The sequence below is a fragment of the Shewanella sp. FJAT-51649 genome, assembly GCF_019457435.1.
GTDB lineage: Bacteria > Pseudomonadota > Gammaproteobacteria > Enterobacterales > Shewanellaceae > Shewanella > Shewanella mangrovisoli.
The window spans coordinates 1,594,525-1,608,802 of record NZ_CP080411.1 but is presented as its reverse complement, the minus strand read 5'-3'; the positions used below and the strand labels follow the sequence as shown (position 1 = coordinate 1,608,802).

Sequence of the window (14,278 nt, the reverse complement as noted above, 5' to 3'; positions counted from 1 at the left end):
CTTGCTATTACCACTGAGTAACATAAAAAAGCTCGCGCCCTGCGAGCTTTTTTATGCCTGAATGCCCCCCCCATTGCATTCAAGTAAATGCTTAAATTGCGTTACAATTCAGCTTTAGTATTTACATCTGCTTTAGGTTACTCTTTATTCCCCCTCCGTCTAAGTGAATAAAAAATGCAGATAAACAATAAGATAATAATAAGCTGCGGCATTATAAGTAGTTTTGTATCCCACAACATTTTTGCCGAGGCCAATCCCATCTCCCCCGTCAATAAGTTAACGGCCTTCACCAATGCTGAATTAATCATAGCGCCAGGGAAGCGACTCACAAATGCCACATTATTAGTTGAAAACAATCGGATCAAAGCCATTATTGAAAAAGGGGATATCCCAGAAGCAGCATTAAAAGTTGATCTCGGTGGTTATACTATCTATCCCGGTTTTATCGATCCCTTTACCGATTATGGTATCGAGTTTGAATATCCCAAATTGGGGCTGACTCGTCCGGTATATGATATTAAGCGTATCGGCGGTAATGCGGAAAATGGCGCAATTCACGCTGAAAAAGAATGGTTTAATTACGTTTACCCAAATAAAGAACGCGCACGTGATTGGATCAATAACGGCTTTACCAGCGTACAAAGCAGTAAACTCGACGGTATTTTCCGCGGTACGGGGGTTAGCCTTTCATTAGCCGATAAAACCGCCAACGAGGTGATTTATCGTGCCCGCAGCCAACCTTTTATGGCCTTCGATAAAGGCACGTCTGAACAAGACTACCCCAATTCTCTGATGGGCAGTATTGCACTTATCAGACAAACCTTTGCCGATGCTAACTGGTATAACCAAAATAAGCACAAATCGGTTAATAGTTCAGTAAATGCTCAAATTGAATTTAATATCGCCTTCGAACGCTTAGATAACTTAGCCGAGAAACAAATCGTCTTTGAAACAAAAAACCTCAACGATTTACTTCGTGCCGCTAACTTGCTCAAAGAACACCAGCAACCAGCCAACTTACTCGCAAGTGGTCAGGAATATGCGCGCATAAATGAATTAAAGGCCCTGCATTATCCCCTGATCCTGCCGCTCAACTATCCGCAGGCACCGGATGTGGGTACCGATGATGCCGACCGTGAAGTTTCCCTTGCAGAACTCAGACAATGGGAACGCGCGCCCACAAACCCAGCTGCAGTGGCTAATGCGGGCATCCCTTTTGCCTTTACTCAATTTGGCATTAAAACCGAGGCGTTTTGGCCTCGCCTACGTCAAGCTATCGCCCAGGGATTGAGTGAGGACAATGCCCTCGCAGCCCTGACGACTCAAGCCGCCGAGATGGCGGGTACGGCTGACTTCGCCGGTAAACTTGCCCCCGGCTATATGGCCGACTTTGTGATTACTAAGGGCAATATTTTTAAGGATGGCCAGATTTATAGCGTCTGGCTGCAGGGCGAAGAACAGTCCATTCGCTCACTCCCACAGGCTAAACTCTTGGGTGACTATCAGCTCGCGCTGAATAATCTCACCTTAGATCTAAATCTTGAAGAAACGGGCAAAGCAGGCAAAAACACCTTCCAAGGTCAGCTGAGCAGTGGCGAGAAGAGTATCCCGCTCTCCAATCTTAAGCTTGAAGACGACGGCCGTGTGAGCTTTAACGCCGATTTAAGCGATGCCGGCATTCATGGCATCAGCCGTTTTACCCTCTGGCTCGCTAAAGATGGTATTCAAGGCCGTATGGTGGACGCCCAAAGTCGCAGCATTAATGTGGCTGGTATTGCTATCGCATCGAGTTTAAATACAAAGCCTGCCGATACGCCCAAAACCGATGCTGCACCGACTTTAGTGAGTCAACTCACCTACCCTAACGTAGCCTATGGTTTGAGCGAGGCGCCCAAAGCCGAGAAACTCCATATTAAAAATGCCACCCTGTGGACCTCAGATAAACAGGGCATTTTAGAACATGCGGATCTGTTAATGGCCAATGGCCGAATTGAAAAAATCGGTCAGCAACTCAGCACGCCTTCGGGTTATCAAGTTCTCGATGCCACGGGTAAGCACTTGACTGCGGGTATCGTCGATGAGCATTCCCATATTGCTATCAATGGTGGCACTAATGAAGGTACAGATGCGGTCACCTCTGAGGTACGGATTGGCGATGTGATCAATCCAGAAGATATCTCCATCTACCGCGCACTCGCGGGCGGCGTCACCAGCGCACAATTACTCCATGGCAGCGCTAACCCGATTGGTGGTCAATCCCAGTTAATAAAAATGAAATGGGGTGAAAGTGCCGAGCAGCTTAAATTTGCCAATGCCCCTGCCAGTATCAAATTCGCCCTTGGCGAAAACGTCAAACAGAGTAACTGGGGTGAAAAGTTTGTTCAGCGCTTCCCACAAACGCGCATGGGCGTAAAAGCTTTATTTGAAGAAACCTTCGATGCTGCAATCGCCTATGAGAAAGCCCTGAAGGACTATGATGACTTACGCAGCAGCGAGAAGAAGAAAACCATTGCACCACGTCCAAGCTATCGCCTACAGGCGGTGGCCGAAGTGTTAAAACAGCAGCGCGATGTGCATATCCACTCCTATGTGCAATCAGAAATCTTAATGTTCCTGCGATTAGCCGAAGCCTATCACTTTAAGGTGCAAACCTTTACCCACGTACTCGAAGGTTACAAGGTTGCCAGTGAACTGGCCGCCCATGGCGCAGGCGCCTCGACCTTTGCCGATTGGTGGGCCTATAAGTTCGAAGTCTATGATGCGATTCCACAAAACGCCTGCCTGATGCAGAAACAGGGCGTGCTCACCAGCATCAACTCTGACGACTACGAAATGCAGCGCAGACTCAACCAAGAAGCGGCGAAGTCAATGATGTATTGCGATATGTCGAAAGAAGATGCCTGGAATATGGTGACCATCAACCCGGCGAAACAACTCAGGGTCGATGAGTATGTTGGCTCACTCACCCCAGGAAAAATGGCCGATATCGTGCTTTGGAACGCCGAGCCGCTGTCGATTTACGCCAAAGTGACCCAGGCTTGGGTCGAAGGCAAACGCTATTTCGATCGCGACCAAGACCAGCTTGCCCAGCAGCAGGTCGTCGCAGAGCGTGCCGCTCTTATCCAAAAAATTCTCAGTAGTGATGATAACGCCAAGGCGGGTGAGAAAGTCACACCGCTTAACGAGCCACAATGGCACTGCGATACCCATTATCAAGCTTGGGGCCAACATCATCAGGGAGCAAAATAATGAAGCACTTACCCACTAGCTTGCTGCTGTCGACACTGGCTATCACGCTGTCAGCGCAGGCACATAATCTCGTCCCTGCGGCCAAACAAACCCAGAGCGTGTTGATTAAAAATGCTACTGTACATACCGTCAGCCAAGGAACATTAACCAATACCGATGTGTTGATTGAGCAAGGTAAAATTAGCGCCATCGGGCCACAGCTAAGCGTCAATGGCGCTGATAGCCAAGCGCAGGTCATCGATGCCACGGGTAAACACTTATACCCCGGCCTTATCGCACTCGATACCAGCCTTGGTTTAGTGGAAATCGAGATGGTGCGCCCAACCGTCGATAATGCAGAAGTCGGTGATTTTAATCCGCAAATTAGCGCGGCAACGGCTTACAACCCGGATTCAGAGTTGCTGCCGACAATTCGCTACAATGGTATCACCCACGCACAAATCGTCCCCAGTGGCGATGGACTCGCGGGCCAATCTGTGGTCGTCGACCTCGATGCTTGGACGATTGAGGACGCCCTGCAACCAAGCGAAGGCCAATTCCATGTTTACTGGCCGCAAATCAAGCGCATGCCAGAAGATGAAAAGGAAAAAGCCAAGGCCATAGAGAAAAATCAGCAGGCCATAGATAAACTGACCACAGCCTTTGAGGATGGCTATCGCTACTTTTTAAGTCATCAGGCAAAGGATTCGGCCAATACAGCCAATTTACGTTGGCAGGCCATGTTGCCCCTGTACCAAGGTAAGGCCACGCTATTTGCCCATGCGGACAGCGTCAGCCAAATTGAGCAAGTCATTGCCCTGACGAAAAAATATCAATTTAAATTGGTGATTGTCGGGGGCTATGATGCCTGGCGATTAGCGTCAAGTCTAAGGGAAGTGAACGCCAGTGTGATTTACCCGCATACCCTGAGTCTGCCCAAACGCAAAGATGAACCTGTGGATTTGCCCTTTAAAATCCCTTCGTTGCTGGCAAGTGCAGGCATTCCCTATGCCCTTGGATTTTCATCGGATTGGAACAGTCGTAACCTCCCCTATGCCGCAGGCTACAGTGCCGCTTACGGCGTCACGCCCGAACAAGCATTAAAATCGGTGACCTTAGATGCCGCAAAACTGCTGGGGCTCACCGATTTAGGGGCCATCGCCGTCGGTTATCAGGGCAGTGTTGTGCTGAGTGACGGGGATATCCTCGACCCTATGAGCAACAAAATTAATGCGATCTGGATTGAAGGACGGCAAATAGATCTGAATAATCGCCACCTGCAGCTTTATCAAAAGTATCTTAAGCGCTAGAATTTGCTCAGATAAATAGCTCGATAACGCGCAGTCCGTTGGACTGCGCCTATTTACCCTTACTCTCAGGTCAAACCATGAAAATCATCCTCTCAAGTGCATTAGTGCTACTGCTTAGCGCCTGTGCCAGCGATTACAGTTTTAACAGCAATTTGGACGGCGAGGCGATTAATGACTACTTCAAGGCAGGAGATGTCACGCTGTTTGAGGGCGATAGTTTGCCTAAAGGCCATTACGAACTAAAAGGTTTGGTACAGGGCGAATCATGCCAAGCCGATGTGAATGCAGTGCCCGCTTCCTTAAGTGAAGCAAGAACCGAGGCCCGCCGCGCGGCGGCCGATAAAGGCGCCAATGGCATCATCATCAAACAATGCGTAATGATGGAAGAAGCGGCCCAAGGCTGCGTCAGCCGCGCACTCTGCGTTGGCCAAGCCATCAAAATGGCCTCTGCCGACTAGTTCAAAGCGTGTATACTGCACGCCAATATTGATGTACTTAGCAACCTAGACCATCGGCGTTTGGGTTGTTGCCCTTGCTTTAGGTATTTTTTGCATGACATTTACCAACCAGATTACCGCTGTCGCCACTTGCCGCACTCCCTATAAACAAAAATTTGGCATTCCACGGCAGCCCGGGTTGGTGGAGGCGCGCGGTTATGTTGAGCTCGAGCCCCATGTCAATCATCTCGATGCCGTGCGCGGTATCGAACAATATTCCCATCTTTGGTTGTTGTTTTGTTTCCATGAGAATCTCGCCCAAGGCTGGAAAACGACCGTACGCCCGCCCCGTTTAGGCGGCAATGAAAAACTCGGCGTATTCGCGACTCGCTCGACCTTTCGTCCGAATGGCATAGGCCAATCCGTGGTCAAACTCCATGGGGTGGTGCAACGTAAAGGCAAAGTGTGTCTTGAGATTTCGGGCATGGATCTTGTCGATGGCACGCCCATTATCGATATTAAGCCCTATATTCCGTTCTCGGATTCAATTGAAGGTGCCGTCGGCGGTATCGCGCAAGAAGCGCCAAAACTTATCCACGTCGTGTTTTCAGAACTCGCAGTAAGCCAGATTGACGCCTACAGTAAACAGGACGCCTATACTGATCTAGCCATACTCATCCACGGCGTGCTGGGACAAGACCCCCGCCCTGCCTATAAAAAAGCCAAGGATGACCCCAAGTTATATCAAGTGGCTTTGTATGATTTAGATATCTTTTGGCGGATGGCGGTCGATAAGGATGAGCGGGAATACATTCAGGTTTTAGAACTCAAACCGGGGAAATGTGGCTAAATGCAGACGCCAATCACAACGGCCTTGCCTGATTATCAAAGCCAACATAAAAAGCGTCTGTCTTGGATGCCTTGGCTGTATTTCTCACTCAAAGAAAAACACTTAGTCTGGGCCAAACCCTGGCAGGATGAAGTGCAAGCCAACCTTTGCGCCCTCGAAACCGTGACCATAGGCGAACACTGTTTTATTGCGCCCGAGGCGCAGTTATTTGCCGAGCCGAATCGCGATATCACAATCGGTAATCGCTGCATGATTGCCGCTGAATGCTTTTTGCATGGTCCTATCACGCTCGGTAACGAAGTTGCCATCAATCACGGTTGCTCCTTCGATGGCGGCCGAGTGGGCATTCAAATAGGTTCCCAAACCCGCATTGCTAACCACGTCACTATCTATGCTTTTAATCATGGCATGGCGCCCGATACGCCCATTTATCAACAAGCCTCCCATTCTAAAGGAGTCGTGATAGGTAAAGATGTGTGGATTGGCGCACAGGCCGGGATAGTCGATGGTGTCACCATTGGCGACCATGCTGTAATTGGCATGGGCTGTATTGTCACTAAAGATGTTCCCGCATGGGCCATCGTCGCGGGCAATCCCGCTCGGGTGATTGGTGACCGGCGGAATAAATAATTCACTTAGCTTTATCTGTATGCATCGCCCTCTGTGGCGACGCGGCACACTTTGTAAATGAAAACGGCCATTTGTCTGCAGCTGATTGAATTTAACCTCAATCCATAGGTGACATCATCGAAGCAGGTGATAAAATGGCGCCCATTCAACTCAAATTTGGACATCGGTAATGCGCGTTAGCAAATACCTACTTTCTACTCAAAAAGAAACACCTGCGAATGCAGAAGTCATCAGCCATCAATTAATGCTACGTGCGGGTATGATCCGCCGTAACGCTTCAGGTCTATACAGCTACTTGCCCACAGGCCTGCGTGTATTGCGTAAAGTCGAAGCCATTGTTCGTGAAGAAATGAACAAAGCGGGCGCGATTGAAATCCTAATGCCTATGGTACAACCGGCTGATTTATGGGTAGAAACGGGTCGCTGGGACAAATTTGGTCCTGAGCTGCTTCGTTTTAAAGACCGCCATAACCGTGACTTCGTACTGGGGCCAACCCACGAAGAAGTGATCACCGACTTAATCCGTAAAGAAGTCAGCTCTTACAAGCAATTACCGCTGAACCTTTACCAAATCCAAACCAAATTCCGTGACGAAGTCCGCCCACGCTTTGGCGTGATGCGTTCGCGCGAATTCCTGATGAAAGATGCTTATTCTTTCCATCTGGACGTGGACACCATGAATGAAACCTATGAGGCCATGTATCAAGCCTATAGCAACATTCTGTCGCGCATGGGCTTAGCCTTCCGCCCTGTTTTAGCAGACACAGGTTCTATCGGTGGCAGCATGTCACACGAGTTCCATGTATTGGCGCAAAGCGGTGAAGACTTAATCGCCTACTCTACAGGCAGCGACTATGCCGCAAACATTGAGAAAGCCGAATCGCCAATGCCAACCGAAGCGCGTGGCGCGGCGACTGAAGAATTACGTTTAGTCGATACCCCAAATGCGAAAACCATTGCCGAGTTAGTTGAGCAATTCGGTTTAGATATCACTAAGACAGTGAAAACCTTGATTGTGAAAGGTGCGACGGAAGAAGCCCCACTGGTTGCGCTGATTGTACGCGGCGACCACGAGCTGAACGAAATCAAGGCAGACAAGCTAGATTTAGTGGCATCACCATTAGAATTTGCCCCAGAAGCCCTGATCCGTGACGCCATTGGCGCAGGTCCTGGCTCATTAGGCCCTGTCGGCCTGAATATGCCTATCATCATCGACCACAGCGTTAGCGTAATGAGCGACTTCGCCGCTGGCGCAAACCTTGATGACAAACACTACTTTGGCATCAACTGGGAGCGCGATCTGCCACTGGCACAAGCAGCCGATATCCGTAACGTGGTTGAAGGCGAGCCAACACCTGATGGTTTAGGCACTTACGCTATGGCGCGTGGTATTGAAGTGGGTCATATCTTCCAACTCGGTACTAACTATTCTAAATCGATGAATGCGACTGTTCTCGATGAGAACGGTAAATCACAAGTGCTGCTGATGGGTTGTTACGGTGTGGGCGTGAGCCGTATCGTGGCGGCTGCCATTGAGCAAAACTTCGATGATCGCGGCATTGTATGGCCAGAAGCGATTGCGCCATTCAGTGTGGGCATTCTGCCAATGAATATGCACAAGTCACACCGCGTGACCGATATCGCCGAGCAGTTATACAAAGACTTAAGTACTGCGGGTATCGATGTGCTGCTGGATGACCGTAAAGAGCGTCCAGGCGTAATGTTCGCCGATATGGAACTGATTGGTATTCCACACACTGTGGTGATAGGCGATCGCAATATCGACGCCGGCGTTTTTGAATACAAAAACCGCCGCACCGGTGAGAAGCAAGACGTTCCATTCGACCAAATCGTCGATTTCTTAAAGAATCTGCAAGCTTAAGCACTGTCTCTTGCACTGCATGCACATTCAGTCAGAGTGAGTTAATGGTTAGCCATTAGCCTCACAATACAGAAACGCACTTAGGTTAAACTTAAGTGCGTTTTTTATTTCCCATCGTTCGATGGCAAACTGAATCACAAACGCTCCCAACTCTTCTCATCAAAAACTAAAGATATGTCATTAAGATAACTGCTCAGACTTGCTTTTTTAGAGTAGGCATTGCTTTAATAAAATCATAATAACAAGTCGTTGAGTCATAAGATTGCCAACATCAACAGCATTAGTTCTCGGAGGCGGTGGTGCTCGGGCCGCCTATCAAGTGGGAGTGCTAAAAGCACTGGTCCAGTTGTATCCCCGCAACCATGGCGTGCCCTTTAAAATCATTTGTGGCACCTCTGCGGGCGCCATTAACGGCACCTCCATCGCCACCCACGCGTCCTGCTTTCACTTAGGCGTTAAAAAACTCGAATGGGTTTGGCGCCATTTTGAAACCAGAAAGGTATATCGCGCCTCGATTCCTAGCGTGTTAAGTCATTTAGCCAAGATGGCACTCAAGGGCCTGCAGGATGATAAGGTGAATACCGACGCGGGCAGCCTGCTTGATAACGAGCCTTTACGGCATTTACTTAATGAACTTATCGATTTTAAGAGAATCGATCGCAATATCCGCAACGGCGCATTGACGGCGCTCAGTGTCGATACCTCTTGCTATAACAACTCGCGTTCGGTGACGTTTTTTCAAGCGGCCAGAGATATTGAGAACTGGACTCGCGCTAGGCGCAGCGGTGAGCGGCGGATGTTAAATACCGAACATCTTTTGGCGAGTTCGGCGATTCCCATGGTATTTCCGTCAATTAAGCTCAATCAAGCTTATTATGGTGATGGCTCAGTCCACCAGCTGGCGCCGCTCTCAAGCCCAATTCATTTAGGCGCCAATAAGCTATTAGTAATCAACCTAGATAGTCCCCATAAGCATTTCCCGATGGAGCTAGAATATCATCCGAAGACAGCGACCATTGCGGGTCATCTGCTGGATACTATCTTTTCCGATACTTTAAATAGCGATCTTGAGCGCTTGGAGCGGATTAATCACACGCTGTCGCTTATTCCCGAAGAGAGTCGTACTCAACTGTCATTACATCCCATACAGACCTTAGTGATAAAACCCAGTGAAGACTTAAGTAAAATCGCCGCCCGTTTCTATGATGATATGCCTTGGGCAATTAAGACCTTACTGGGCTTTATCGGTATCGACAGGCAGTCAGACTCGAGTATTGTGTCCTATCTTTTGTTCGAAAAGTCCTACACCAGCGCCTTGATCGAATTAGGCTATAAAGACGGTATGGCTCAAATGGACGAAATAAAAGCGTTTTTTAATCTGACATGAGGATGGCTTAAGACTTGTTACAAACGGCCAAATAAATCGATTTGAAGCACCATCTTCTGCGTGGTATAAAATAGGAGTCGCCTAAGAGTTATCCCGTGAATGTGGCAAACCCATTCTAAATTAAGGATTATTTGATGGCGAATCGGCAGCAAATCAGTCTAAAGTTTGAATAGCGAAACAGATTTAACATTGATCATTTAAGTTGAATCGCCTATCATGCTGTACTAGATTAGCTAAAAATTAGGTTAATTTTTTCTAAAAGGGAATCACGATGAAAAAAACTTCATTAGCACTTATTGCTGCTATTTCAATGTTAGGTTCAGTTGCTCACGCTGATGATGCAGGCAAAGCTTCTGGCGGTAATGCTGGTGGCGCTGCTGGTGGTATCACTGCAGGCGCTATTGGTGCTGGTGCAGTTGTTACCGGTGTATTAGTTGCATCTAACAGTTCAGATGGTAACCCAGTCACTAGCACTGGTACTAACACTACAACTGGTACTGGTAACTAAGTCATTAACCGGATATTTAAACAACCGCCTGATGGCGGTTGTTTTTTTTCAAGTATTTAAAGGCAATTGCCAACTATTAATGACTTGAAATCACCTCTACATGTCTTTACATTGACAACCAATTATTATTTAAAGTAAGCAATCCGGATGCGTATATACACAAAATTATTTCAGCTAGCGGCGCTCTCAGCTTTTCTTATTGGTGTTTCAGGCTGCAGTCAACGAATTAGTGCACTAAACGATACTATTAAGCTCGCCTTTATCGGTGATGATGATGTCACTCTCAATGCTGAGCAAATAAAAGCCAACCCCTATGCTAGTGTCTATGTAAAAATAGAAGATACCACCCAAGCATTCGTAGTATTAGCTTTTGCTGAGCCCAAAGTGACGCTATCCACGACCAAGCAAAACACCGAAGCTTTAGAACTGAAATGGTTATCTGCGGATAAAGGCATGTTAGTCACAGTTAATGGTCGATTAGTTAAAACTCACAATCTTCTTACTGGTAACTTAGCTGCTGTTGAGAGCATCAAACCTGACCCTCTGTTACTAGGACTGCATTTAGATTCGACGCCAAAAACTTGGACTCGAACGATAGACTGGCAACCCGGTTATCATTATGGCTATGAAGTGACATCCACATTTAATCTAGTCGCTGAAGAAAGTATTCTAATCAACGGAACCCCTACTCAAGCTTTACACTTTAATGAAAGAGTATCTGTAGAAGCACTCGATATTGAATACCAAAATGAGTTTTGGCTAAACCCGCAAAATGGCAACGTGATTAAGAGTCACCAAAAAATCGCACCTAATCTGCCATTTATTGATATCACCTTATTAAAGCCTTTTGCTGCGTAGTGGAGCCATTATGAGATCCTATATAACCCCCTTGGCTCTACTGATCAGTACCTTTTCTTTGTCTACTGTCCAAGCTAACACCCAACTTTATGTCAGCACATCAGCTGCTAATGTACCGCAGCTACAAATAACCTATCCTGCAGCAATCCGCGTCGGACAAGCAGTGCAAGATGGGTTGACCCAGATCCCTTTGTATAACCAAACTACAAGAAACGAAGCGATACCAATTTACTGGTTAGGGACTGCTTTACTCGATATACAAAATACCGCGGCATTAGAAACCACTCGTCAGCAAATATTGCAACAGTTGGCCAATATGGGCCAGCAAGCGGACAATAGTCAGTATATTGCTAAGCTTTCCAAATTTGCGCAGTTTCTCAGAAATATTAAACTTGGACAAAGAGTTAATCAGCCATTAGATCTCGATTTAATTCGCATTACCGATGCCTATAACCCCATTATCGACGGTCAATTCTTATTGGTACTCCCCCCTCGTCCAACAACCATTACAGTGGTTGGAGCCGTGGCACAAACAGGAGAGCAAAAATGGGTATCTCGCACAAGTAGTAAAGATTACCTGAAACAAGCAGGCTTATTGGAGAATGCTAAAAATAGCTTTGTATGGATAATTCAGCCAGACGGTAAGGCCATTCGTCAACCTATTGCCTATTGGAATCATCAGTCTATGGACATCGCACCTGGTGCCATACTCTTCGTTGAGTTTTCAGGCCTTTTTGATGACTATTCCACATTAAACAATAACATCATTGAATTACTCAAAAATCGGGCTCTGTAATGAAAAACTCAACTCCCACTTTTCCCTCTTTCGGGCGTTTATCAGCGCTATCTTTAGCACTGCTACCATTATTACACGTTAGCGCCGATGAATTTTCTTACCCAACATTGTTGCCTTCACAATCTGACTTTGGTGGTGTAGGCCTAATGCAGATGCCGACTGGTCGCATGGCACCTGAAGGTGAGTTTAACTTTGCCACAAGTTATAACGACGAATACCAACACTTCACTGCATCAGTACAATTATTCCCTTGGTTTGAAACAACAATCCGCTATACCCAAGTACAGGATTTACTCTATAGCGATGATCCGAGCTTTAGCGGAAGCACTAAATACACAGATAAAGGCATTGATTTTAAGATTCGTCTACTTGAGGAGAGTAACTGGCTGCCCGAAACGTCCATTGGAGTACGGGACTTTGGTGGCACAGGTTTATTTGATGGTGAGTTTATTGCCGCAACCAAACGCGTCGGTCCACTCGATTTTACCTTAGGCATAGGTTGGGGCTATATCGGCAATAGCGGTAATCTCACCTCCGATAAAAAGGATCTTAATTACAACTGCGATAGAGATACCTCTGTTGGAGGTTCAGGAGGAACGGTTGATTATCAGCGTTGGTTTAAAGGCTGCGCGGCACTCTTTGGTGGCGTTGAATATCAAACCCCTTGGGAACCGTTACGTTTGAAAGTCGAATACGATGGTAACGACTATCAATCAGACTTTCCCGTGGTTAGGGGGGGTATAAATATGCCTCAGGACAGCAAGTTTAACTATGGAATGCTCTATCGTTTTGGTGACTGGGGAGACCTGCATTTAAGTTATGAGCGCGGTAATACTTGGACACTAGGCTTTAGCCTGCAAACCAACTTTAATACCTTGTCACAGATTAAACGTGATCCAGAGGCTGAAAAATATAAGCCGCTTCCTGCCGCGCCATTAACCCTTACACAAACAGAATCCTCTACACAGGTAAACACACCAAGAGCAGAACAAGCGACTGTGAGTACTGCAACTTCAACGCATAAATCAGAAGTGCAAAATGCTGAAATAGCAAATCAAGCGCCAGCAAACACATCAAGTCAGACTGTTGCGAATCTCCAAGTGGATTGGAATAAAGTTGCTCAGGATTTACAAACTATTGCTGGTTACGCTAATGCCAAAATTTACCTTGATAATGAAAGCATTACTGTTGTAGGTGAACAAAACAAATTCCGCGATAGAAATGAAGCGCATCAAAGAGCGGCAACCATACTTGTTAATAACACTAATGCAGCCAATATAAAAGAATATCGCCTGATAGAAACCCATTATCAGCAACCAATCACGGAAACCCGTATTGATAGCCAAAAATTTGCTCAAGTAGCGAGTTATGGTTATATCAATGCAAAAATGGCCGATACCAGTGAAGTAAGAGTTCCAAGCTCACCACAGGGTAAATTAGTCACAGAAACAGACAAGGATTGGTTAGATAACTTCGGTTTTGATATTTCCCCAACCATGGTGCAATCCTTCGGCGGCTCTGAAGGTTTCTATATGTTCAATATTGGTGTGACGGGCAGTGCAAGTTATCGCTTTAGTGATAATTTCGAATTTTCTAGCTCTATATATCTGAACCTATACGATAACTACGATAAGTTTTTATACGATGTTCCACCCGACGGAACAGATTTAAAACGCGTACGCACGCTAATCCGTCAATATGTACATGATAATCCTGTAAGGGTGAATAACCTGCAATTGACTTGGATGGACAATCTAAGCGACAACATTTCTTATCAAGCTTATGGTGGCTATTTAGAGATGATGTATGGCGGTGTTGGGACAGAATTCCTCTATCGACCACTCAATAGCCAATGGGCTTTTGGCTTTGATGTAAACTACGTCAAGCAACGCGATCCCGATAGTATGTTTGGCTTCTTTGAAGATGAACATCAATTCGATCCGCTAACCAATAGAGCTTACAGAGTACAAACAGGTACAGTGACTGGACATGCAACCGCCTATTATCAACCTAATTGGTTCCCTAATACCTTATTAAGAGTCAGTGCAGGCCAATATCTCACTGAGGATAAAGGGATAACGGTTGATTTCTCAAAACAATTCGATAGCGGCGTAATTGTAGGGGCCTTTGCAACTAAAACGAATCTTTCATCGGAGGAATACGGCGAGGGAAGCTTTACTAAAGGCTTCTATATTTCAGTTCCATTCGATCTGATGACAATCAAATCAACCCACAGCCGCGCATTCCTCTCTTGGATGCCTCTAACACGTGACGGTGGTCAAATGCTGGGTCGTAAATACAACCTTTTCGATGTCACGGACGCACGTGCACCTTGGTACACTCGCCCGAGTATCGAACATAACGACAAATAAAACCACATGCCGTGAGTGCC

11 protein-coding genes are annotated in these 14,278 nt (G+C 46.7%); all 11 read left to right on the top strand.

Features of this window, described 5'->3' with window-relative positions; translation table 11 throughout:
• The first annotated feature begins 174 nt into the window (after window positions 1-174).
• The 11 genes from K0H59_RS07320 to K0H59_RS07270 all read left to right on the top strand — a co-directional run bounded on the left by K0H59_RS07320 (window position 175) and on the right by K0H59_RS07270 (window position 14,258).
• Complete coding sequence (locus K0H59_RS07320) at window positions 175-3,249, top strand: amidohydrolase family protein (protein ID WP_220055106.1); 3,075 nt, start codon at window positions 175-177, stop codon at window positions 3,247-3,249.
• Entirely contained in the window at window positions 3,249-4,538 is a 1,290-nt protein-coding gene (locus K0H59_RS07315) for an amidohydrolase (protein ID WP_220055105.1), read from the top strand. The genes K0H59_RS07320 and K0H59_RS07315 overlap by 1 nt, the downstream gene beginning before the upstream one ends.
• Before the next feature lie 77 nt (window positions 4,539-4,615).
• Window positions 4,616-4,996: an Rcs stress response system protein RcsF gene (gene rcsF, locus K0H59_RS07310; RefSeq protein ID WP_011622132.1), complete on the top strand. Its 381-nt coding sequence runs from the start codon at window positions 4,616-4,618 to the stop codon at window positions 4,994-4,996.
• 94 nt (window positions 4,997-5,090) lie between these two features.
• Window positions 5,091-5,825 (top strand): tRNA (N6-threonylcarbamoyladenosine(37)-N6)-methyltransferase TrmO, encoded by a 735-nt coding sequence (tsaA, locus tag K0H59_RS07305; protein ID WP_220055104.1) that lies wholly within the window; start codon window positions 5,091-5,093, stop codon window positions 5,823-5,825.
• A complete protein-coding gene (locus K0H59_RS07300; RefSeq protein WP_220055103.1) occupies window positions 5,826-6,455 on the top strand; it encodes a DapH/DapD/GlmU-related protein in 630 nt (209 codons plus the stop codon).
• A gap of 169 nt (window positions 6,456-6,624) precedes the next feature.
• A complete protein-coding gene (locus K0H59_RS07295) occupies window positions 6,625-8,337 on the top strand; it encodes a proline--tRNA ligase (RefSeq protein ID WP_220055102.1) in 1,713 nt (570 codons plus the stop codon).
• A gap of 262 nt (window positions 8,338-8,599) precedes the next feature.
• Complete coding sequence (locus K0H59_RS07290) at window positions 8,600-9,724, top strand: patatin-like phospholipase family protein (protein WP_220055101.1); 1,125 nt, start codon at window positions 8,600-8,602, stop codon at window positions 9,722-9,724.
• Between the two features lie 271 nt (window positions 9,725-9,995).
• Entirely contained in the window at window positions 9,996-10,232 is a 237-nt protein-coding gene (locus tag K0H59_RS07285; RefSeq protein ID WP_220055100.1) for a hypothetical protein, read from the top strand.
• A gap of 147 nt (window positions 10,233-10,379) precedes the next feature.
• Window positions 10,380-11,090, top strand: coding sequence for a YjbF family lipoprotein (locus K0H59_RS07280; RefSeq protein ID WP_220055099.1), 711 nt, complete (start codon window positions 10,380-10,382; stop codon window positions 11,088-11,090).
• 10 nt (window positions 11,091-11,100) lie between these two features.
• On the top strand, window positions 11,101-11,886 hold the full coding sequence (locus tag K0H59_RS07275; RefSeq protein ID WP_220055098.1) for a capsule biosynthesis GfcC family protein: 786 nt from the start codon (window positions 11,101-11,103) through the stop codon (window positions 11,884-11,886).
• Window positions 11,886-14,258: a YjbH domain-containing protein gene (locus K0H59_RS07270; protein ID WP_220055097.1), complete on the top strand. Its 2,373-nt coding sequence runs from the start codon at window positions 11,886-11,888 to the stop codon at window positions 14,256-14,258. The genes K0H59_RS07275 and K0H59_RS07270 overlap by 1 nt, the downstream gene beginning before the upstream one ends.
• Window positions 14,259-14,278 lie beyond the last annotated feature (20 nt).